The organism is Streptomyces sp. NPDC048751 (assembly GCF_043198595.1).
GTDB lineage: Bacteria > Actinomycetota > Actinomycetes > Streptomycetales > Streptomycetaceae > Streptomyces.
In genome coordinates this window covers 582,650-602,638 of record NZ_JBICUX010000001.1, presented here as the reverse complement: position 1 = coordinate 602,638, position 19,989 = coordinate 582,650, and the positions used below count along the sequence as shown (strand labels likewise).

At 71.7% G+C, this 19,989-nt stretch carries 18 protein-coding genes and 1 pseudogene; 7 read left to right on the top strand and 12 right to left on the bottom strand.

The window, feature by feature from the left end:
• Positions 1-100: 100 nt before the first annotated feature.
• Positions 101-1,639 (top strand): M1 family metallopeptidase, encoded by a 1,539-nt coding sequence (locus tag ACGFNV_RS02700; RefSeq protein WP_393618796.1) that lies wholly within the window; start codon positions 101-103, stop codon positions 1,637-1,639.
• An 89-nt stretch (positions 1,640-1,728) separates the two neighbouring features.
• Here ACGFNV_RS02700 and ACGFNV_RS02695 read toward each other — a convergent pair.
• The 6 genes and pseudogenes from ACGFNV_RS02695 to ACGFNV_RS02670 form a co-directional block, all read right to left on the bottom strand.
• Positions 1,729-2,633, bottom strand: a pseudogene (locus ACGFNV_RS02695) (PfkB family carbohydrate kinase).
• The gene (locus ACGFNV_RS02690; protein ID WP_393618795.1) at positions 2,630-2,920 is read right to left on the bottom strand and encodes a hypothetical protein; all 291 of its coding nucleotides are present in this window, start codon (positions 2,918-2,920) and stop codon (positions 2,630-2,632) included. Before ACGFNV_RS02690 ends, ACGFNV_RS02695 begins: the two are co-directional and overlap by 4 nt.
• Before the next feature lie 42 nt (positions 2,921-2,962).
• Positions 2,963-4,432: an amino acid permease gene (locus tag ACGFNV_RS02685; RefSeq protein ID WP_393618794.1), complete on the bottom strand. Its 1,470-nt coding sequence runs from the start codon at positions 4,430-4,432 to the stop codon at positions 2,963-2,965.
• A gap of 185 nt (positions 4,433-4,617) precedes the next feature.
• The gene (locus ACGFNV_RS02680; RefSeq protein WP_393618792.1) at positions 4,618-6,795 is read right to left on the bottom strand and encodes a 3-hydroxyacyl-CoA dehydrogenase NAD-binding domain-containing protein; all 2,178 of its coding nucleotides are present in this window, start codon (positions 6,793-6,795) and stop codon (positions 4,618-4,620) included.
• 56 nt (positions 6,796-6,851) lie between these two features.
• Positions 6,852-8,066 carry an acetyl-CoA C-acetyltransferase gene (locus tag ACGFNV_RS02675; protein ID WP_393618791.1) on the bottom strand — a complete coding sequence of 405 codons (1,215 nt, stop codon included), beginning with the start codon at positions 8,064-8,066 and terminating at the stop codon, positions 6,852-6,854.
• Between the two features lie 42 nt (positions 8,067-8,108).
• A complete protein-coding gene (locus tag ACGFNV_RS02670; RefSeq protein ID WP_393618790.1) occupies positions 8,109-9,320 on the bottom strand; it encodes a CaiB/BaiF CoA transferase family protein in 1,212 nt (403 codons plus the stop codon).
• A gap of 202 nt (positions 9,321-9,522) precedes the next feature.
• Here ACGFNV_RS02670 and ACGFNV_RS02665 point away from each other — a divergent pair, with 202 nt between their 5' ends.
• Positions 9,523-10,713 (top strand): saccharopine dehydrogenase family protein, encoded by a 1,191-nt coding sequence (locus ACGFNV_RS02665; RefSeq protein WP_393618789.1) that lies wholly within the window; start codon positions 9,523-9,525, stop codon positions 10,711-10,713.
• Positions 10,714-10,742: 29 nt separating this feature from the next.
• On the opposite strand, the gene mmpA is transcribed toward ACGFNV_RS02665, so the two are convergent.
• Together mmpA and ACGFNV_RS02655 are read right to left on the bottom strand one after the other, a co-directional pair.
• The gene (gene mmpA, locus ACGFNV_RS02660; protein ID WP_393618787.1) at positions 10,743-10,892 is read right to left on the bottom strand and encodes a morphogenic membrane protein MmpA; all 150 of its coding nucleotides are present in this window, start codon (positions 10,890-10,892) and stop codon (positions 10,743-10,745) included.
• A gap of 153 nt (positions 10,893-11,045) precedes the next feature.
• On the bottom strand, positions 11,046-11,744 hold the full coding sequence (locus ACGFNV_RS02655; protein WP_393618786.1) for an endonuclease V: 699 nt from the start codon (positions 11,742-11,744) through the stop codon (positions 11,046-11,048).
• 41 nt (positions 11,745-11,785) lie between these two features.
• On the opposite strand from ACGFNV_RS02655, the gene ACGFNV_RS02650 reads away from it, so the two are divergent.
• Positions 11,786-12,082, top strand: coding sequence for a YciI family protein (locus ACGFNV_RS02650; RefSeq protein ID WP_393618784.1), 297 nt, complete (start codon positions 11,786-11,788; stop codon positions 12,080-12,082).
• Positions 12,083-12,085: 3 nt separating this feature from the next.
• Here ACGFNV_RS02650 and ACGFNV_RS02645 read toward each other — a convergent pair whose 3' ends face one another.
• Positions 12,086-12,415: a plasmid stabilization protein gene (locus tag ACGFNV_RS02645; RefSeq protein WP_133925605.1), complete on the bottom strand. Its 330-nt coding sequence runs from the start codon at positions 12,413-12,415 to the stop codon at positions 12,086-12,088.
• Positions 12,416-12,528: 113 nt separating this feature from the next.
• A complete protein-coding gene (locus ACGFNV_RS02640) occupies positions 12,529-13,584 on the bottom strand; it encodes a WD40/YVTN/BNR-like repeat-containing protein (RefSeq protein WP_393618782.1) in 1,056 nt (351 codons plus the stop codon).
• 360 nt (positions 13,585-13,944) lie between these two features.
• On the opposite strand from ACGFNV_RS02640, the gene ACGFNV_RS02635 reads away from it, so the two are divergent.
• Entirely contained in the window at positions 13,945-14,358 is a 414-nt protein-coding gene (locus ACGFNV_RS02635) for an SsgA family sporulation/cell division regulator (RefSeq protein ID WP_133925606.1), read from the top strand.
• Positions 14,359-14,388: 30 nt separating this feature from the next.
• On the opposite strand, the gene ACGFNV_RS02630 is transcribed toward ACGFNV_RS02635, so the two are convergent.
• Positions 14,389-15,234 carry an isocitrate lyase/phosphoenolpyruvate mutase family protein gene (locus ACGFNV_RS02630; RefSeq protein WP_393618780.1) on the bottom strand — a complete coding sequence of 282 codons (846 nt, stop codon included), beginning with the start codon at positions 15,232-15,234 and terminating at the stop codon, positions 14,389-14,391.
• Between the two features lie 358 nt (positions 15,235-15,592).
• Between ACGFNV_RS02630 and ACGFNV_RS02625 the strand changes: the two genes are divergently transcribed.
• The 3 genes from ACGFNV_RS02625 (at position 15,593) to ACGFNV_RS02615 (ending at position 19,450) form a co-directional block, all read left to right on the top strand.
• Positions 15,593-17,230: an ABC-F family ATP-binding cassette domain-containing protein gene (locus ACGFNV_RS02625; RefSeq protein ID WP_393618778.1), complete on the top strand. Its 1,638-nt coding sequence runs from the start codon at positions 15,593-15,595 to the stop codon at positions 17,228-17,230.
• Between the two features lie 229 nt (positions 17,231-17,459).
• Positions 17,460-18,236 (top strand): dimethylargininase, encoded by a 777-nt coding sequence (ddaH, locus tag ACGFNV_RS02620; RefSeq protein WP_393618776.1) that lies wholly within the window; start codon positions 17,460-17,462, stop codon positions 18,234-18,236.
• Positions 18,237-18,475: 239 nt separating this feature from the next.
• The gene (locus ACGFNV_RS02615; protein ID WP_393618774.1) at positions 18,476-19,450 is read left to right on the top strand and encodes an acyl-ACP desaturase; all 975 of its coding nucleotides are present in this window, start codon (positions 18,476-18,478) and stop codon (positions 19,448-19,450) included.
• An 80-nt stretch (positions 19,451-19,530) separates the two neighbouring features.
• Here ACGFNV_RS02615 and ACGFNV_RS02610 read toward each other — a convergent pair whose 3' ends face one another.
• Positions 19,531-19,776, bottom strand: coding sequence for a WhiB family transcriptional regulator (locus ACGFNV_RS02610; protein WP_208298897.1), 246 nt, complete (start codon positions 19,774-19,776; stop codon positions 19,531-19,533).
• Positions 19,777-19,989: the final 213 nt, after the last annotated feature.

The window sequence follows — 19,989 nt, the reverse complement described above, 5'->3', positions numbered from 1 at the left end:
AATGGCGATCGTGTGACGGCGGTGGTGATGGACACGCGTGGGGGCACAGGGACTCAATAGGCTTCGAACTGACCTTCTGCCACTACGACTTGGAGCTTTCGTGCACCGCAGAATCATCGCGCCGGGCGCACTCGCCGCCGCTTCCCTGTTGCTGGCGATCCCGGCATCGGCCGCGAGCCACACCCCTGGCGCGCCGGGCATCGGCGACCCCTACTACCCGGACTACGGCAACGGCGGATACGACGTCTCCCACTACGACCTGCGGCTGAAGTACCAGCCCGCCACGGACGAGTTGGAGGGCACCGCGACGCTGCTGGCCCGCACGACGCAGGACCTGTCCCGGTTCGATCTGGACTTCCTGCTGGACGTCGACGAGGTCCGGGTCAACGGCGCGAAGGCGTCCTTCACCACCTCGGGTGAGCACGAACTGGAGATCACGCCGAAGGCACCGCTGGACAAGGGCACGGCCGTCACCGTCGTCGTGCGCTACCGCGGGGTGCCGTCGTCGAAGCAGGCGTACGGCTTCACCAGCTGGCACCGCACACCGGACGGCGGGGTCGCCGCGAACGAGCCCGAGGCGGCCTGGTGGTGGTTCCCGAGCAACGACCATCCGCTCGACAAGGCCACCTATGACGTGTCGGTGCTGGTCCCCGACGGCTCGCAGGCCATCTCCAACGGCACGCTCCAGTCCACGAGTTCCCGGCTCGGGTGGACCCGTTACAACTGGCGGTCCAACAAGCCGCAGGCCACCTATCTGGCCACCCTCGCGGTGGGCAAGTTCGACGTCACCACCGGGACGACCGAGAGCGGCATCCCGGTCGTCAACGCCTACAGCAAGGACCTGGGCGACAACTACGGCGCGGCGCGGGCGAGCATCGAGCGGACCGGGGAGATCGCCGACTGGCTGGCCGAGTACTTCGGGCCGTACCCCTTCAACGCGCTCGGCGGGTACGTGCCGAACACGACCACCGGGTACGCGCTGGAGACGCAGACCCGGCCGTACTACAGCCCGCGGCAGTTCGCGAACGGGACGAACACCTCCGTGGTCGTGCACGAGTTGGCCCACCAGTGGTACGGCGACCTCGTGTCCGTCTCCCAGTGGAAGGACATCTGGGTCAACGAGGGCTTCGCGCGGTACGCGCAGTGGCTGTGGTCCGAGCACGAGGGCGAGGGCACGGCCCAGGAGCTCGCCGACTACGTGTACGCCTCACACCCGGCCGACGACCCGTTCTGGACGGTCAAGCCCGGTGACCCGGGTCCGGAGAACCAGTTCGACATCGCGGTCTACGACCGGGGCGCGCTGGCCCTGCAGGCACTGCGCAACGAGATCGGCGACGAGGCGTTCTTCACCCTCCTGAAGGGCTGGCCCAAGGAGCACGCGTACGGCAACGCGTCGGTCGCCGACTTCCGGAAGTACGCCGAGTCGGTCTCCGGGCAGCAGTTGGGCGCGCTCTTCGACACCTGGCTGTTCCAGCCGTCGAAGCCGAGCGCTCCGGCGGCCGAGGCCGCGACGATCTCGGCCCGGTCGCTGGGTGCGGCGGGCGCGCCGGCCCGGCCCCGGTCATGGCAGAAGATCGAGGCGACGAACACCGTCCACGAGCACGGGGACGAGCACAGGGCCGGGCACGAGCAGCACTGAGGTTCGGCCCACGTGCCGCTGTGCGGCCCGGGGCGTCCGCCTCGGGCCGCACGGCCGAGACCCGCGAACTCCCGTGGTGACGGGCCGCACTAGCGCGGCGCGGCCGCCGCGGTCAGGAGTGTCTCCCGGGACAGGGCGGCGCTCTCCGTGGACGGCACGGTGCAGGCGTACGCCCCGGCCTCCGCGCCGAGCCGGGCGCATCGTCGCGGGGGCTCGCCGCTGAGGTGGCCGTAGAGGAACGCGGCCGCGAAGGCGTCGCCGGCGCGTTGGAGTCCACCACCGGCGCGGGCGGCGGCACGGCCGGTATGTGGGTCGACTCGCCGTCGGCCAGCAGGAGCGCGCCCTCGGCTCCGGCCGTGGCGACGACGATCTCGGCGCGGCCCCGCTCGGCGATGCGGCGCATGGTCGCCTCGGGGTCGGGCAGGGCGGCGGCAGAGAGGAAGACGAGGTCCGCGCCGTACGCGAACGGCTCGTGGTAGGCGTTGACGCCGTCCCAGTTGTGCAGGTCGGTGGAGATCCCGATGCCCGCCTCGCGCAGCACGGGCAGGGCGGGGGCGCACGGGTGGGTGATGGACACGTGGACGTGACGGCTCGCGGTGGCCAGGGTGCGCAGGGTGTCCTCCGGGAACCGGTCGTCCGGGTGGGAGCGGCTGGTGTCGTAGAGGGAGAGGCGTCGGCCGTCGGGAGAGACGAGGTTGACCGCGCGCTTGGTGCCGGCGGGCTGCGGGACCGTGGTGAGGGCGATGCCGTGGTCGCGGTGCAGGGCGCGGACCAGTTCGCCCTCGGGGTCGTCGCCCACGAAGTCCAGGTGGTGAGTGCGCAGGCCGAGAGCTGCCAGGCCCAGGGCGACGAAGTCGCCGGTCTGCCCGGCCCTGGTGCGGATCCCGCTGTCGATCATGTAGCTGTCGGCGTACGGGAGCGGCAGCTCGGGGACGTACACGATGGTGTCCACGCCCGCGCCGCCCAGTACGAGGACGTCGATGTCACCGCTCAACTCCGCTTCTCCCCCTGGTCGTACACCGTCACGGCGGCGCCGCGCTTCACCAGCCGCTCGGCGATCAGCGGCTCGACGCGGGACCACTTCCCGCCGGCCAGGCCGCACCCTATCCGGGGCATGTGCACGGAGGCCTCGAGGGCGAGGGCCTCGTCGGCCGGGCGGGACAGCGCGACGACGAAGCCCTTCCCCCATCCCTCGATGTCGTTGCAGACGTGGGCGATCACCTTGACGCCCTTGACCGACGGCGCGGTGGCGTCACCCCGGACATACCTGATCTCCGACATGGCGCCACCGTAGGCGATACCACTGACAGTGGCCCTGACCTGCTATTTCGCGAGGTCGGACAACTCCTGGTCGGCGGCCTCGGTGACCCTGTGGCGGACCGCGAACCAGCCGGCGACGAGGGCTGCGGCGATCACCGGGACGAGAAGGAGCGTCTTGCGGCCGACCGCGGGGTCGTTCCACATCAGGCCGAGGACGGCGAGGAGGAAGGCGATCGTGGTGATCTCGGTGACCGGGCTGAAGGGGAGGCGGAACGAGGGCCGGGCGAGGAGGCCCTCCCTGGCGCGGCGGACGAAGACCAGGTGACAGATCATGATGATCACCCAGGTGCTGACGACGCCGAGCGAGGCGATGTTGAGCACGATCTCGAAGGCCTGGCTCGGTACCAGGTAGTTCAGGCCGACGCCCAGCACGCAGACCGCGCAGGTGAGCAGGATGCCGCCGTAGGGCACCTGACTGCGGTTCATGCGGGCGGTGAACTTCGGGGCGGAGCCCGCCATGGCCATGGAGCGCAGGATGCGGCCGGTGGAGTACAGGCCGGAGTTCAGGGAGGACATCGCGGCCGTGAGGACGACCAGGTTCATCACGTCGCCGGCCGCCGGGACGCCGATCTTCGACAGGACGGTCACGAACGGGCTCTGGTCGGCCGAGTAGACCGAGCCGGGCAGCAGCAGGGCGAGCAGGACGACCGAGCCGACGTAGAACAGGCCGACGCGCCACATGATCGAGTTCACCGCGCGCGGGACGACCTTCTCGGGCTCCGAGGTCTCGCCCGCCGCGACGCCGACGAGTTCGAGCGCGGCGTACGCGAAGATCACGCCCTGCATGACGAGGACGACGGGCATCACGCCGTGCGGGAGGACGCCGCCGTTGTCGGTGACCACGTCCATGCCGGGCGTCGTTCCGTCCACCTGGTGCTGGGTGGCCAGCAGGAAGATGCCGACGAGCATGAAGCCGACGAGCGTGGCGACCTTGATGATCGCGAACCAGAACTCCATCTCGCCGAAGTACTTCACCGAGATCAGGTTGACGGCCAGGACCACGGCGAGCGCGATCAGGGCGAGCACCCACTGGGGGATGTCAGTGAACATGCTCCAGTAGTGCGTGTAGAGCGCGATCGCGGTGATGTCGGCGATTCCGGTCGTCGACCAGTTCAGGAAGTACATCCATCCGGCGACGTACGCGCCCTTCTCACCGAGGAACTCGCGCGCGTACGACACGAAGGATCCCGAGGAGGGTCGGTAGAGGACCAGCTCGCCCAGGGCCCGCACGACGAAGAACGCGAAGACCCCGCAGACGAGGTAGGCCAGCGCGAGCGCCGGTCCCGCGCTGTGCAGACGGCCACCGGCGCCGAGGAAGAGGCCGGTGCCGATCGCGCCGCCGATGGCGATCATGTTGACGTGGCGGTGCTTGAGGTCCTTGCTGTAGCCGGCGTCGCCCGCGTCCGCGGGAGTTTCCGTCGCCCGGGTCCGGGTGGCGACCTGTGCCGATTGCGCGGCGTCGTTGCTGCTCACGGGTGGTACCACTCCCTGGTGCGCCCCGAGCGGGGTCTCCCTCGGGTATCCGTACGTGACTCGGCCCGTACCACCCTGTAGGCGGCACGGACCGAGACTGCGCCTTCCCGGAGGCACCCGTCGCATGTGGTAATTCACGTCACATGGCGTTACTCCTCACACGGTCCTCACGCACGGGCGGTCACTCAGCGGGCGTCGGTGAACGTCTCGCCGTTCTCGGCCTTCCGCACCAGCAGGGCGGGCGGGGTGAACCGGTCGCCGTAGCGTTCGGCGAGTTCACGCGCGCGTGCCACGAATCCGGGCAGGCCACCGTCGTAGCCGTTGATGTACTGCAGGATCCCGCCGGTCCAGCCGGGGAAGCCGATCCCGAAGATCGAGCCGATGTTGGCGTCGGCGACGGAGGTGAGGACGCCCTCCTCCAGGAGCCGGACCGTGTCGAGCGCCTCGGCGAAGAGCATGCGTTCCTGCATGTCCTGGAAGGGGATCTCGGTGCCCTCGCGCGTGAAGTGCTCGCGCAGTCCGGGCCACAGGCCGGCGCGGTGTCCGTCCTCGCCGTACTCGTAGAAGCCCGCGCCGCCGCTGCGGCCGGGGCGGCCGAACTCGTCCACCATGCGGTCGATGACGGCCTCGGCGGGGTGCGTCTGCCAGGTGCCGCCCGCCTCCTCGACGGCGCGCCGGGACTCGGCGCGGATCTTGCGCGGGAGGGTGAGCGTCAGCTCGTCCATCAGCGAGAGCACCTTCGCCGGGTAGCCCGCCTGGGCCGCCGCCTGCTCCACGGAGGCGGGCTCGACGCCCTCGCCGACCATGGCGACGCCCTCGTTGATGAAGTGCCCGATGACGCGTGAGGTGAAGAACCCGCGCGAGTCGTTGACGACGATCGGCGTCTTCTTGATCTGCCGGACCAGGTCGAAGGCGCGCGCGAGCGCCTCCTCACCGGTGTGCTCGCCCTTGATGATCTCGACGAGCGGCATCTTGTCGACGGGTGAGAAGAAGTGCAGCCCGATGAAGTCGGACTGGCGCTCCACGCCCTCGGCGAGGGCGGTGATGGGGAGGGTGGAGGTGTTGGAGCACAGCAGCGCGTCCGGCTCGACGACGTGCTGGACCTCCTGGAACACCTTGTGCTTGAGCGCCGTGTCCTCGAACACGGCCTCGATGACGGCGTCACAGCCCGCGAGGTCGGCCGCCTCGGCGGTGGGGGTGATGCGGGCGAGCAGCGCGTCCGCCTTCTCCTGCGTCGTACGGCCCTTGGCGACGGCCTTGGCGCACAGCTTCTCGGAGTAGCCCTTGCCCTTGACGGCGGCTTCCAGGGACACGTCCTTCAGGACGACGTCGATGCCCGCGCGGGCACACGAGTAGGCGATGCCGGCGCCCATCATCCCGGCGCCGAGGACGGCGACCCTGCGGACCTGGCGCGGCTCGATGCCCTGGGGGCGGTTGGCGCCGGAGTTGACGGCCTGGAGGTCGAAGAAGAACGCCTGGATCATGTTCTTCGAGGTCTGGCCCGCGGCCAGCTCCACGAAGTAGCGGCTCTCGATGGCCTGGGCGGTGTCGAAGTCGACCTGGGCGCCCTCGACGGCGGCGGCGAGGATGTTGCGCGGGGCCGGGTAGGGGGCGCCGTTCGTCTGCTTGCGCAGGGTGGCCGGGAAGGCGGGCAGGTTGGCCGCGAACTTCGGGTTGGCCGGGGTGCCGCCCGGGATGCGGTAGCCGGGCCGGTCCCAGGGCTGCTGCGACTCGGGGTGGGCGTCGATGAAGGCGCGGGCCCGGGCGAGCAGTTCCTCCGGGGTGTCGACCACCTCGTCGACCAGGCCGTTGTCCAGGGCGCGCCGGGGGCTGTACTGGGTGCCCTGGATCAGCACCTTCAGCAGCGCGTCGGCGATGCCGAGGAGGCGTACGGTGCGCACGACGCCGCCGGCGCCGGGCAGCAGGCCGAGGGTGACCTCGGGGCAGCCGATCTTGGAACCGGGCGCGTCCAGGGCCACGCGGTGGTGGCAGGTGAGGGCGAGTTCGAAGCCGCCGCCGAGGGCGGCGCCGTTGATCGCGGCGACGACCGGCTTGCCGAGGGTCTCGATGCGGCGCAGGTCGCGCTTGACGGCCATGCCGCCCTCGAACAGCTCCTGCGCGGTCTCGGGCGTGACCTTGATCAGCTCGCGCAGGTCGCCGCCTGCGAAGAAGGTCTTCTTGGCGGAGGTGAGGATGACACCGCGGATGGAGTCCTGCTCGGCCTCCAGGCGGTCCGCGATCACGGTGAGGGAGGCGCGGAACGCCTGGTTCATGGTGTTCGCGGACTGGCCGGGGTCGTCGAGGACGAGGGTGACGACGCCGGTGTCGTCCTGTTCCCAGCGGATGGTGGTGCTCTCGGTCATGACAGGGTCTCCGTAGAAGTCTCTGAAGTCTCTGGGTCCGGGATTCCGCGGGGAACTCAGATGCGCTCGACGATCGTCGCGATGCCCATGCCGCCGCCCACGCAGAGGGTGGCGAGGCCGTACCGCTTGTCCTGGCGCTCCAGTTCGTCGACGAGCGTGCCGAGGATCATCGCGCCGGTGGCGCCGAGCGGGTGGCCGAGGGCGATGGCGCCGCCGTTGACGTTGACCTTGTCCAGGGACAGGCCCATGTCCTTCGCGAAGCGCAGTACGACCGCCGCGAAGGCCTCGTTGATCTCGACGAGGTCGATGTCGTCGATGGTCAGGCCGGCCTTGGCGAGTGCCTTGCGGGTGGCGGGGGCGGGGCCGGTGAGCATGATGGTGGGCTCGGAGCCGGAGACCGCGGCGGAGACGATCCGCGCGCGCGGGCGCAGGCCGTGGCGCTCGCCGACCTCCTTGGAGCCGATCGCGACCAGGGAGGCGCCGTCGACGATGCCGGAGGAGTTGCCCGCGTGGTGGACGTGGTCGATCTTCTCCACCCAGTGGTACTTCTGCAGGGCGACGGCGTCGAAGCCGCCCAGGTCGCCGATGTCGGCGAACGACGGCTTCAGCTTGGCGAGGGAGTCGGCGGTGGTGCCGGGGCGCGGGTGCTCGTCGTGGTCGAGGACGACGAAGCCGTTGCGGTCCCTGACCGGGACGACGGACCGGTCGAAGCGGCCCTCCTTCCAGGCCGTGGCCGCCCGCTCCTGCGAGAGGGCGGCGTACTCGTCGACGTCACGCCGGGAGAAGCCCTCGATGGTGGCGATCAGGTCGGCGCCGATGCCCTGCGGCACGAAGTTGACGGCGATGTTGGTCATGGGGTCGTTGAACCAGGCGCCGCCGTCGGAGGCCATCGGCACCCGGGACATCGACTCGACGCCGCCCGCGAGGACGAGGTCCTCCCAGCCCGAACGGACCTTGGCGGCGGCCATGTTGACGGCCTCCAGGCCCGAGGCACAGAAGCGGTTCTCCTGGACGCCGGCCACGGTGTCCGGCAGTCCGGCGGCGACGGCGGCGATCCGCGCGATGTCGGAGCCCTGGTCGCCGACCGGGCCGACCACGCCGAGCACGATGTCGTCGATGGCGGCCGGGTCCAGGCCGGGGAAGCGGTCGCGGAGTTCGTGGATGAGGCCGACGACCAGGTCGATGGGCTTGGTGCCGTGCAGGGCGCCGTTCGCCTTGCCGCGACCGCGCGGGGTGCGGATCGCGTCGTACACGTACGCTTCGGTGCTCACTGGTAAGCCTTTCGGGGAGGGTGGGCCGAGCGGTGGGCCGGGTCAGCCGGCCGGGGCGTCGCTGTCTGTCGCGAGGGCTCGGTCTGCTGCCGGGACGTCGTACGGCGCCGGGGCGTCGCCCTCGGCCGACTTGATGAGCCGGGGTATCCCCCAGTCGCGTGCCACCGCCTCCGTGTCGGCGCCGGGCTGGGCGGGGCCGGTGCGGACGGTGAGCGGGGTGGCGGAGAAGCGGGGGGCGGGGGCCGGCTGGGTGATGCCGCCGTGGTCGGTGAAGGTGCCGCGGGCGGCGAGGTGCGGGTGGTGCGGTGCCTCGCGCAGGGACAGGACGGGCGCCACGCACGCGTCGGAGCCCTCGAACACGGCGGTCCACTCGTCGCGCGTGCGGGTCAGGAAGCGCGCGGAGACCGCCTGGCGCAGTTCGCCCCAACGGGTGAGGTCCTTGCGTGCCCCCGTGTGCTCGGGGAGACCGAGGAGGTCCAGGAACTCCTCGTAGAACTGCGGCTCCAGCGCGCCGACCGCCATGTACCGGCCGTCGGCGGTCTCGTAGGTGCCGTAGTACGGGCAGCCGCCGTCGAGGAGGTTGGCGCCGCGGCGGTCCTGCCAGCCGCCGGCCGCGAGCATGCCGTGGATCATCGCGGCGAGGTGGGAGGCGCCGTCGACGATGGCGGCGTCGACGACCTGTCCGGTGCCGGTGGCGCGGGCGTGATGCAGTGCGGCGAGGACACCGACGACGAGGTACAGCGAGCCGCCCGCGTAGTCGCCGAGCAGGTTGGCGGGGACGGCCGGGGGCCCGTCGGGGGCGCCGATCATGCCGAGGGTGCCGGTGAGGGCCAGGTAGGCGATGTCGTGGCCCGCGCGGTGGGCGAGGGGACCCTCCTGGCCCCAGCCGGTCATCCGGCCGTAGACCAGTTGGGGGTTGCGGGCGTGGCAGTCCTCGGGGCCGACGCCGAGGCGCTCGGCGACGCCGGGGCGGTAGCCCTCCAGGAGCACGTCGGCGCGTTCGGCGAGGTCGAGGACGCGGGCGGGGCCGTCGGCGCACTTGAGGTCGACGACCACGGAGCGCTTGTTGCGGTTGGTGACGTCGTACTCGGGGTCGATCGCGAGGACGGCGCCACCCGGGCGGTCCACGCGGACGACGTCGGCGCCGAGGTCGGCCAGGAGCATGGCGGCGAAGGGAGCGGGCCCGATGCCCGCCAGCTCGACCACGCGCACACCGGCGAGCGGGCCGTGCCCCGGCGTCCTTGCCGTCGTCATCCAGCCCCCTGCCGATACGGAGCGATGTAACCACCAGCGATGCTAGGAACGCGTTCCACCCGGCACAAGAGCGGGGCGAGCAAGCGCTTAGACACCGTACCTCGCACCGAGCGGATCGGCAGGCCCACCCGACGGGCCCCGCACTCCTCACGCTAGCCTCAGCCACCGACAACGGCGCGGAGTACACGACCCGAGGGATGTCATGAGCAGGCTGAACAGGGCGGATCGCCCCACCGACCGTCCGTACGACATCGTGCTCTTCGGGGCCACGGGTTTCGTCGGTGAACTCACCGCGGAGTACCTCGCGCGGCACGCGCCGGAGGGACTGCGGTGGGCGATCGCGGGCCGCAGCGAGGAGAAGCTCCGGCGGCTGCGCGAGCGGCTGCCCGGCGGCGCGGACGTCGGGGTGCTGCGGGCGGACGTGTCCGACCCGGCCTCGCTGCGCGCACTCGCCGAGCACGCGCGCGTGGTGGCCACGACCGTGGGGCCGTACGTCCGCTACGGCGAGGCCCTGGTCGCCGGCTGCGCGGACACCGGCGCCGACTACCTCGACCTCAGCGGTGAGCCGGAGTTCGTGGACCTGATGTACGTGCGTCACGACGCACGCGCGCGTGAGACCGGTGCCCGGCTGGTGCACGCGTGCGGGTTCGACTCCGTCCCGCACGACCTGGGCGCGTACTTCACCGTCCAGCAGCTGCCGGAGGGGGTGCCGCTGACCGTGGACGGGTACGTGACCGCCGACGCGACCTTCTCGGGCGGCACGTTCTCCTCCGCGCTGGGCCAGTTCGCGCGCGGGCGTCAGATGGTGGCGGCCGCGCGGGACCGCGGACGGCACGAGCCGCGCCTGGTGGGCCGCCGGGCGACGGCGCCGACGAGCGCGCCCCGGTTCGCCCCGGAGGTCGGCGCGTGGGCGCTGCCGCTGCCGACGATCGATCCGCAGATCGTGCGCCGCTCGGCGAGGGCGCTGGAGCGCTACGGGCCCGACTTCCGCTACCGCCACTACGCGGCCGTACGGAGCCTGCCCGTCGCCGTGGGCGGTGTCGCGGCCGTCGGGGCGCTCTTCGCGGCCGCCCAGGTGCCGCCCGCCCGGCGCTGGTTGTCCGACCGGCTCAAGCCCGGTGAGGGGCCGAGTGCCGAGAAGCGGGCGAAGAGCTGGTTCTCCGTGCGGTTCGTGGGCGAGGGAGGTGGCCGGCGGGTGTTCACGGAGGTCTCCGGCGGCGACCCCGGCTACGACGAGACGGCGAAGATGTTCGCCGAGGCGGCGCTCTCGCTCGCCTTCGACGACCTCCCGCCCACGGCCGGCCAGGTCACCACCGCGGTGGCGATGGGCGACGCCCTCATCGAACGGCTGCGCGGGGCCGGGATCACCTTCCGCGTCGCCGCGACCCGCTGACCCGCCGACCCGCTGACCCGCTGACCGCCCTATTGGATGGGCCAGACCACCAACGTGTAGATCATCCCGCCGATCCAACCGAGCCCCGCGAGCAGCGCGAGAACCAGCGCGGCGGTCACGGCACGCTCGACGGGCCGGTTCGGGTCGGCCAGAGGCTTGGGAGCACGGTGCGTCGTCATGCGCCCAAGCCTGCCGATCATGACGGGGCGGCCACATCCGTACGGATACTCAGACGCGGTACTTAGACCTGATCATCGGATCGGGTCAGTCGCTCCTCCTCCGTGAGCCGGTTCCCCCGGGGCGACCCCCTCGTACCGGCCGGGCTCAGCACCTCATTCCCGTCCGCGTGTCGCCTCCCGCAGTGCCTTCCGGCACAGGGCGTCGGCCTTGCGGGTCGTTTCCGGGAGGCGGTACTTCGGGGTGAGGGCGAGGGTGTGGGCGCAGGCGTCGGTGAGGGTGGTGCGGTGGCCCACGGAGACGAAGACCGGCTTGGTGTCCGCCCGGGTGCGCAGGGCGCGGCCGACCTCCTCGTGGGCCGCCATCAGCGGGGTCGAGGATCCGCGCGGGGTGTCGGGAGTGTCGTACGTGAAGGTGAACGGGTTCTTGGCGACGCCGATCGTGGGGAGGCCGGTGAGGACGCCGAGGTGGGTGGCGAGGCCGAAACGGCGGGGATGGGCGAGGCCGTAGCCGTCGCAGACGACCAGGCCCGGCGGGCAGGGCAGGGCGTCCAGGGCGGCCAGGACGGTGGGGAGTTCACGGAAGGCGAGCAGGCCGGGAACGTAGGGGAACGAGATCCGGCCCACCGCCGTCGTCTCGGCGACGACGTCGAGGGTCGCCGCGTCCAGGACGACGGCGGCGGCCGCCACCACGTCGAGTGCGTCGACGTAGGCGACGTCGACTCCGGTCACATGGCCCGTCCCGGGCGGTGGGCCCGGCTCGTCGAGCACCACTCTCGCCCGCAGCTCGTCCTGGACGGCGCGGGCCTCCTCCTCGGTCGCGGGCCAGCCCGCGGGCACACCTACGGTCGTCATCGTGCCGACGAGCCTACGGGCTGCGGAGTAGGCTCGCGATCATGTTCGTACTGGAACTGACGTACACCGCCCCGCTCGATGCCGTCGACGCCGTTCTGGAGGCGCATGTGGCGTGGCTCGACGAGCAGTACGCGAAGGGGTACTTCCTCGCCTCCGGGCGCAAGAACCCGCGCGACGGCGGGGTGATCCTCGCCGTCGCCGAGGACCGCGCCCGGATCGAGGAGGTCGCCGCGGGCGATCCGTTCGTCACCGCCGGCGTGTGCGCCTACCGCGTCACGGAGTTCGCCGCCACGAAGACGGCGCCGGCCTTGGAGCAGTACCGCGAGACCGTCGGCTGAGGGTCAGCCCTTGTTGCCCAGCGCGCGCTGCAACTGCTGCTTGTTCATGTCCGAACGGCCCTGGATGTTGCGCCGCTTGGCCTCCTCGTAGAGCTGGTCGTACGTGGGCCCCTGGGAGCCCTTGCCGGACCGCTGGCCGCCCCGCTTGCCGGACGACATGTCCTGGGTGGAGGTGCGGCTCGCGGTCTTCGACTCGCCGGAGCGGGCGCGTTCCTTGTTCACCGTCCGCGCGGCGATCTCCTTGGCGCGCCCGGCGCTCTCGCCCCGGTCCTGCGCGCTCTCCTTGATGTGCTCGTACTGCCGCTCCCGCTTCGGGCTCGAACCGCGTGGCATGTCCGTTCACTCCTCTCGTGCCGCTCATGCCTGTCGTGCTCGGGGAAACGGGTACCCCGTCGCGGGCGAATGTGGCACTCCGGTTCACCCGGTCGGCCCGACTCCGGTGGGGATCAGTTCTCCAGGCGCGCCACGCGGCCCTTCTCGCCCGCCGCCCAGCACCCCAGGTCGGCGGTGCAGTCCACGGTGTCGTACGAGCCCGTGTCGACCGTCCGCCAGGTGCGGCCGCCGTCGGTGGTCAGGTCCGTGCCGGTGGGGCCGACCGCGAGGGCGGCGGTGCGGCTGTGCGGGAGCCAGGCGACGCCGGAGCGGTAGGCGGGCGGGGGCGTGGTGGCGGGCCGCCAGGTGCGGCCGGCGACCCCGGTGGTGGCGGCCGCCCGCGGGGAGGGCTGGTCGGCACGGTAGTCCCCGCCGACGGCGAGACCGTGCGTACGGTCGCGGAAGGCGAGCGCGAAGACACCGCGGGCCGGGTCGCCCGCCGGGATCGGCGTGTCGCCGGCCGTCCAGGTCAGGCCGCGGTCGGCCGAGTGCAGCACGCGCGCGTGGGCGCCGCCGCCGGTGGCCAGCCAGACGTCCCGCGGGCCGGAGGAGACCAGGCACTGGCCACTGGCCGCGAACCCGGCCTCGCCGTCCAGCGCGGCCGGCATCCCGTCGTCGGGCAGCACCTTCCAGGAGCGGCCGCCGTCGCGCGTCGACAGGAGGCGGAACTTTCCGTCGACCGGGTCGCTCATCGCGAGGCCGTGGCGGCGGTCGAAGAAGGTCAGGCAGTCGTAGAAGGCCCGCGTGTCCGTGTTGCGGAAGGACTCGGTCCAGGTCGCGCCGCCGTCCTCGGTGCGGTACACGCGGGACGCCTCGCCCTCACCGATGGCCAGCACCACGGCGCGCCGCGCGTCGAACGCCTCGACGTCCCGGAACTGCAACGCGGAGGCGCCCGGCGGTGAGACGTTCCGCCAGCTCTTCCCGCCGTCCGTGGTGCGCAGCACGGTGCCCTGGGTTCCGGCCACCCAGGCGGTGTTCCGGCCGACGGCCGCGAGCCCGCGGAACCGGACGTCCGGGGTGCCGCTGTCCTTCAGGTCCCAGTGCGGGGTGCGGTGCTCCGGCGCCTGCGCCTGCGCGGGTACGGCGGTCAGGGCGGCCAGCGCCGCCCCGCAGGCCACTGCCGCGGCCACCGCCCGCGCCGTACGTCCGGTCCCTCGCCCCGTGCCTCGTCCGGTCCCGCGTCCCGTCCGTGTCGCCTGTGTCGCCTGTGTCGTGCGTCGCGTGTTCCCCAAGCGCCTCATGGCGGGCGAAGCTAGCCCACCGCCTCGGAGCCGTCCAGATGACGTCGCCCGGGCCGTCCCGAGGTGTCCCCGATCGCCCCAAGTGCCCCTTCCGGTACGGGAGGAGAGCTGCGCCACTCCTGTGAATGAACGCGGTGACCGAGGTCACTCGACTTCCTGTACACGGATTGGCCGATTCCGGCGTCTCTTCCCATGCCCGGCCTCATCCGCCCGGAAGGTCTGTCCAGCCGTCACCAAGGGAGCAAGGCGTTGTCCACCGTCATCGAGCAGCCCGTAGAGGCCCGCCTCGTCGCCGCCGCGCCGCGGATGCCGAGCATTCCCGCCACCCTGCACTACGACCGCCGTGACCCGTTCGCCGTCCGCATGACCTTCCCCGCCCCGGCCACCCTGGAGGGCGTGGAGGTCTGCTGGACGTTCGCCCGCGACCTGCTCGCCGCCGGCCTGCACGACGCCGAGGGTCACGGCGACGTCCGCGTCCGGCCGTACGGGTACGACCGTACGGTCCTGGAGTTCCACGCCCCCGAGGGCACCGCCATCGTCCACGTCCGCTCGGGCGAGATCCGCCGCTTCCTGGACGCCACGGGCGAGCTGGTGCCGGCCGGTCTGGAACACCTCCAGCTCGACCTGGACCACGACCTGGCGGAGCTGATGCGGGACGCCTGAGGCGGGCAGGGCGGCGAGCCGGTCGGGTCCCTAACGCGCCGCGCCGAGCAGCGTGTTCAGCTCGCCGTAGTCGAACGCGTCGGTCAGCGCTTCGTACGTCCCCGCCTCCAGCAGCTCCCGCGCGGCGCGGCGGACAAGGGCCTGGGCGGCCTGGGCCATGCTCGATCCGGCACTCACGCGCGCGACACCCAGTCCGGCCAGTTCCGCGACGGGGAGTGCGCCGGGACCGACCAGGACGTTCAGCGGTCCGTCGACGCCGTCCACGAGGAGCTTGACGGTCTCCCGGTCGACGGCTCCGGGGACGAAGATCCCGTCCGCGCCCGCCGCGCGGAAGGCGGCGGCCCGCTCCAGGGTGAGGTCCACTCCCCCGGCCCCCGCCAGGAAGGTGTCGATCCGGGCGTTGACGAACAGCGGGACACCCTCGGCGTCGGCGGCTTCCCGGGCGGCGGCGATCCGCTCGGCCTGCTCGGCGACCGCCCGCAGCGACCCCCCGCCCTCGTGCTGCGCGTCCTCGATGTTGATGCCGACGGCGCCCCCGGCGAGCACCGCGCGGACCGTGTCGGCGACTCCGGCCGGGTCCGAGGCGTAGCCGGCCTCGATGTCCGCGCTCACCGGGACCCGCACCGCGGCCGCGACGGCCGCGACCGCCGCCACGGCCCGGTCGCGCTCCAGCCGGTCTCCGTCGGCCGTACCGAGGGACCAGGAGACCCCGGCGCTCGTGGTGGCAACGGCTGCCGCCCCGGCGTCCTCGACGATGCGGGCACTCGCCGCGTCCCAGGCGTTCGGCAGCACCAGGGGCCGCCCCGGGACGTGCAGGGCGTGGAAGGCGAGGGCGCGGTCACGGAGGGGGTTCTCGTTCGTGGAACTGGTCGTCATGCGCATCACTCAAGCACCCGGCCCGGGGCGGGAGCTGGCGGAAATCCGACATCAGCGTGCGGTCCCCGGGACCGGCTCCGCGTAATTCCGTTGACAGCCCTTCAGGCCCTTCCTACCGTGTACAACGGTTCTGTTGCCGTCGATTGGAGAAGGACGTTGCTCGTCTGAGGTCTTGAGACACCGCTCCACACCCGTGAGGTGTGGACGCCGCGTGCGACCTCGGCATCCGAGCCGTCCTTGACGGAGCAGGGCTTTTCTCATGCCCCTGGGCTCCTCGTCCGGCCTTCGTGCGTGGTCGCCGCCCCGGTGTCTCGACACGCGTTGCTCCCCGACCGCTTCCAGCAACCGCGAGGCCCCTATGCATAGTTCCATCGCCTGTACCTCCCTCTCGTTCGCCTGGTCCGACGGCACCCCCGTCTTCGAGGACCTCGACGTCGCCTTCGCCCCCGGCAGGACCGGGCTCGTCGGCGTCAACGGCTCCGGGAAGTCCACCCTGTTGAAGCTGATCGCCGGGGAACTCACCCCGGCCGACGGCACCGTCGTCCGCGTCGCAGGCGAGGTGGGCTACCTCCCGCAGAACGTCACTCTCGACACCGCCCTGCGCGTCGACGAGGCGCTCGGTATCGCCGCCCGGCGCGCCGCGCTGCACGCCATCGAGTCGGGCGACGTGGCCGAGGCCCACTTCGAGACCGTCGGCGACGACTGGGACGTGGAGGAACGCGCCCTCGCCACACTGGGCGAACTCGGACTCGCACACGTCGATTTGGACCGTACGATCGGCGAGGTGTCGGGAGGCGAGTCCGTCCTGCTCCGGCTCGCCGCGCTGCTGCTGCGCCGACCGGACGTCCTGCTGCTCGACGAGCCCACCAACAATCTCGATCTGTACGCGCGCAGGCGGCTGTACGCGGCGGTGGCGTCCTGGCCGGGTGTGATGGTCGTGGTCAGCCACGACCGCGAACTCCTCGACCTGGTCGACCAGATCGCCGATCTGCACTCGGGTGAGATCACCTGGTACGGCGGCAACTTCTCCGCCTACGAGGAGGCGCTCGCCACCGAGCAGGAGGCGGCCGAGCGCATGGTGCGGGTCGCCGAGGCCGACTTCCGCAAGCAGAAGCGCGAACTGGTGGACGCCCAGGTCAAGTTGGCTCGCCGTAAGCGGTACGGGCAGAAGATGTGGGACAGCAAGCGCGAGCCGAAGATCGTCATGGGGGCACGCAAGCGCGCGGCGCAGGAGTCCGCGGGCAAGCACCGCATCATGCACGAGGAGAAGCTCGCCGAGGCCAGGGAACGGCTCGACGAGGCGGTGGAGGCCGTACGGGACGACGACGAGATCCGCGTCGACCTGCCCCACACGGCCGTGCCGCCGGGCCGTACCGTCCTCACCCTCATGGACCTGGAGCTGGCGTACGGCGCCCGGGTGGCCGGGGGGCTCGACCTGCGCGGGCCGGAGCGGGTCGCGCTGATCGGCCGCAACGGCGCGGGCAAGACGACGCTGCTGCGCACGATCGCCGGGGAGCTGGCACCGGTGTCGGGCGAGGCACGGGCGCACGTACCGCTGCGGTTCCTGCCGCAGCGGCTGGACGTCCTCGACGAGGAGCTGACCGTCGCCGAGAACGTGGCCCGGTTCGCGCCGGGCGCCACCAACAACCGGGTCCGGGCACGGCTGGCCCGCTTCCTGTTCCGGGGCGCCCGTGCCGACCAGCGGGCGGCGACCCTCTCCGGCGGCGAACGCTTCCGGGCCGCACTGGCCGCGCTGATGCTCGCCGAGCCCGCGCCGCAACTGCTGATGCTGGACGAGCCGACGAACAACCTCGACATGGCGAGTGTGCGCCAGCTCACCTCGGCCCTGGAGTCGTACGAGGGAGCACTGATCGTGGCCAGCCACGACCTCCCGTTCCTGCAGTCGATCGGCATCACCCGCTGGCTCCTCCTGGACGGCGAACTCACCCCCACCACACCGGAGGCGGTGGGGCAAGCGGGGCCGGCGGGCTCCTGAGGGGGCGGCGCCTCCGAGGGCTGGGAGGCGGGCTCCCGAGGGGCTCCTGACGGCCGGGAGGGCGGCCTCCCGGGGACGGGCCGGGCGGTCGCCGACTCCCCGGGCGACCGTCTCAGGACGGGCACAGGCCTGTGGGCGGGGTTTTGTGGGGGCGGACCGGCGCTGCATGATGGCCTGTCGGTGCCGCTTCACGGGCGCCGACACCCTCAGCCGATTCGGAGACCTGGACGTGCCCAGCAAGAAGGCCCTCATCCGCCGCCCCAGCCCGCGCCTCGCCGAAGGCCTGGTGACGCACATCGAGCGGGAGAAGGTCGACGCCGGGCTCGCCCTGGAGCAGTGGGAGGCCTACACGGAGGCGCTGCGCGCCCACGCCTGGGAGACGATCGAGGTGGACCCGGCCGACGACTTCCCCGACTCCGTGTTCGTCGAGGACACGGTGGTCATGTACAAGAACGTCGCCCTGATAGCGCGGCCCGGCGCCGAGTCGCGGCGCGAGGAGACCGCCGGGGTCGAGGAGGCCGTGGCCCGCCTCGGCTGCTCGGTGAACTGGATCTGGGAGCCGGGCACGCTGGACGGCGGCGACGTACTGAAGGTCGGCGACACGATCTACGTCGGCCGGGGCGGACGCACCAACGCGGCCGGCGTCCAGCAGCTGCGCGCCGCCTTCGAACCGCTCGGCGCGCGGGTCGTCGCGGTGCCCGTGAGCAAGGTGCTGCACCTGAAGTCGGCGGTCACCGCGCTGCCCGACGGGACGGTGATCGGGCACATCCCCAAGGTGGACCGGCCCGCGCTGTTCCCGCGCTTCCTGTCGGTGCCCGAGGAGGCCGGCGGGCACGTCGTCCTGCTCGGCGGCGACAAGCTGCTCATGGCGGCGAGCGCGCCCAAGACGGCCGACCTCCTCGCGGATCTCGGATTCGAGCCGGTCGTGGTGGACATCAGCGAGTTCGAGAAGCTCGAAGGATGTGTGACATGCCTCTCGGTACGATTGCGGGAGCTGTACGCCTGACCGGGTGAAAGCCGCACGCCTTCAGCCCTGGGACCTGCGCGTCCCGGGGCTGTTTTCATGCTCATGCCACCTTTTGGGTGACCTGCGGCACACCTGCTGATCAGCGCTGTTTACGACGCCCTTAACCTACGGCCTCGTAACCTACGGGTTCGTAGCCTACGATCCCGTAAGTTCGTGTAGGTTCCCGCGCCCGCAGCCGGGTTTGTTCCGCTCTGTTAGACGTCCCCCTGGAGTACCACGTGACGATCGCCACCCCTCACCTCGGCAGCCCCGCCGTCTGGACCGACGCCAAACTGCTGTACGCGCTGGAGGAAGTGGTCGAGAACGAACTCAACCGGCATCTGAAGGTCACCAAGGACTGGATGCCGCACGAGTACGTGCCGTGGAGCGACGCCCGCAACTTCCCCGGCTTCTTCGAGGACGGCGAGGCCTGGGACAAGGAGCAGTCCAAGGTCACCGAGATCGGCCGTATCGCCCTCATCGTGAACCTGCTCACCGAGGACAACCTTCCCAGCTACCACCACGAGATCGCCAGCCTCTTCGGCCGTGACGGCGCCTGGGGCACCTGGGTGCACCGCTGGACCGCGGAGGAGGGCCGGCACGGCATCGTGATGCGCGACTACCTGCTCGCCTCGCGCGCGGTGGACCCGGACAAGCTGGAGCAGTTCCGGATGTCCCACATGAGCGAGGGCTTCGAGTCCGACAACCGGCACTCGATGCTGCACTCGATCGCCTACGTCTCCTTCCAGGAGCTGGCGACCCGCATCTCGCACCGCAACACCGGCCACCAGTCGGGCGACCCGGTCTGCGACCGGATGCTGGCGCGCATCGCGACCGACGAGAACCTGCACATGGTCTTCTACCGGAACCTGCTGAAGTCCGCCTTCGAGCTCGCCCCCGACCTCACCATGCAGGCGGTGCGGGACGTCGTCGTGAACTTCCGCATGCCCGGTCACGGCATCCCCGGCTTCGAGCGGGCCGCCGCGCAGATGGCGATCGGCGAGGTCTACAACCTGCGCATCCACCACGACGACGTGCTCCAGCCCGTCCTGCGCTTCCTCAAGGTCATGGAGATCGACGGTCTCGGCCCCGAGGGGCGGCAGGCGCAGGAGGAGCTCGGTCTGTTCATGGGTGGTCTGGACGCGGAGGCCCTGAAGTTCGACGAGAAGCTGGCCGCGCGCAAGGCGCGGATGGCGGCACGCGCCGGCGCGTGATCGCTCCGCTCGCGGCGAGCGGACGGACCACCGGACAGACAGACGTAGAGCTGCGGTTCGCGAGTGACGCGAGCCGCGGCTCAGTGTGATGTGCGCCGGATCTGCAGGCGTTCCTTCTCGGAGAGGCCGCCCCATACTCCGAAGCGCTCGTCGTTGGCGAGGGCGTACTCGAGGCAGGCGGGGCGGATCTCGCACATGCCGCAGATGAGCTTCGCCTCGCGCACCGAGCTGCCCGGCTCGGGAAAGAAGAAGTCCGCCCCGGTCTGCGCGCACAGGGCCTCGGCCTGCCAGGCGGGGGCGGTCGGGGTGATCGTGTCGATGTGCATGGTCGAAATCGTGCCGGGCGGCGAAAAACGTTCGATCAACGCGGGATCAACGCCGTCGGCGCGCTGTTTCGCCCGTGGGGCCCCGCGGACGCTCGATGATGCCTCCGCCCCACCGGCCGGTGCACGGCGGCGCGCGGAGGCGGGGGCGGGTCGCGTGGGATGCCTCCGCGAGCCGGCCTGATCCCCACGACACCCCTGAGCCGCGCTCCGGCG

What these genes read in the sequence shown, in the direction of transcription:
- ACGFNV_RS02690 (WP_393618795.1), bottom strand. Translation starts at nt 2,920, where the DNA reads ATGTCGGAGATCAGGTATGTCCGGGGTGACGCCACCGCGCCGTCGGTC.
- ACGFNV_RS02680 (WP_393618792.1), bottom strand. Translation starts at nt 6,795, where the DNA reads ATGACCGAGAGCACCACCATCCGCTGGGAACAGGACGACACCGGCGTC.
- ACGFNV_RS02670 (WP_393618790.1), bottom strand. Translation starts at nt 9,320, where the DNA reads ATGACGACGGCAAGGACGCCGGGGCACGGCCCGCTCGCCGGTGTGCGC.
- ACGFNV_RS02665 (WP_393618789.1), top strand. Translation starts at nt 9,523, where the DNA reads ATGAGCAGGCTGAACAGGGCGGATCGCCCCACCGACCGTCCGTACGAC.
- mmpA (WP_393618787.1), bottom strand. Translation starts at nt 10,892, where the DNA reads ATGACGACGCACCGTGCTCCCAAGCCTCTGGCCGACCCGAACCGGCCC.
- ACGFNV_RS02655 (WP_393618786.1), bottom strand. Translation starts at nt 11,744, where the DNA reads ATGACGACCGTAGGTGTGCCCGCGGGCTGGCCCGCGACCGAGGAGGAG.
- ACGFNV_RS02650 (WP_393618784.1), top strand. Translation starts at nt 11,786, where the DNA reads ATGTTCGTACTGGAACTGACGTACACCGCCCCGCTCGATGCCGTCGAC.
- ACGFNV_RS02645 (WP_133925605.1), bottom strand. Translation starts at nt 12,415, where the DNA reads ATGCCACGCGGTTCGAGCCCGAAGCGGGAGCGGCAGTACGAGCACATC.
- ACGFNV_RS02630 (WP_393618780.1), bottom strand. Translation starts at nt 15,234, where the DNA reads ATGACGACCAGTTCCACGAACGAGAACCCCCTCCGTGACCGCGCCCTC.
- ACGFNV_RS02625 (WP_393618778.1), top strand. Translation starts at nt 15,593, where the DNA reads ATGCATAGTTCCATCGCCTGTACCTCCCTCTCGTTCGCCTGGTCCGAC.
- ACGFNV_RS02610 (WP_208298897.1), bottom strand. Translation starts at nt 19,776, where the DNA reads ATGCACATCGACACGATCACCCCGACCGCCCCCGCCTGGCAGGCCGAG.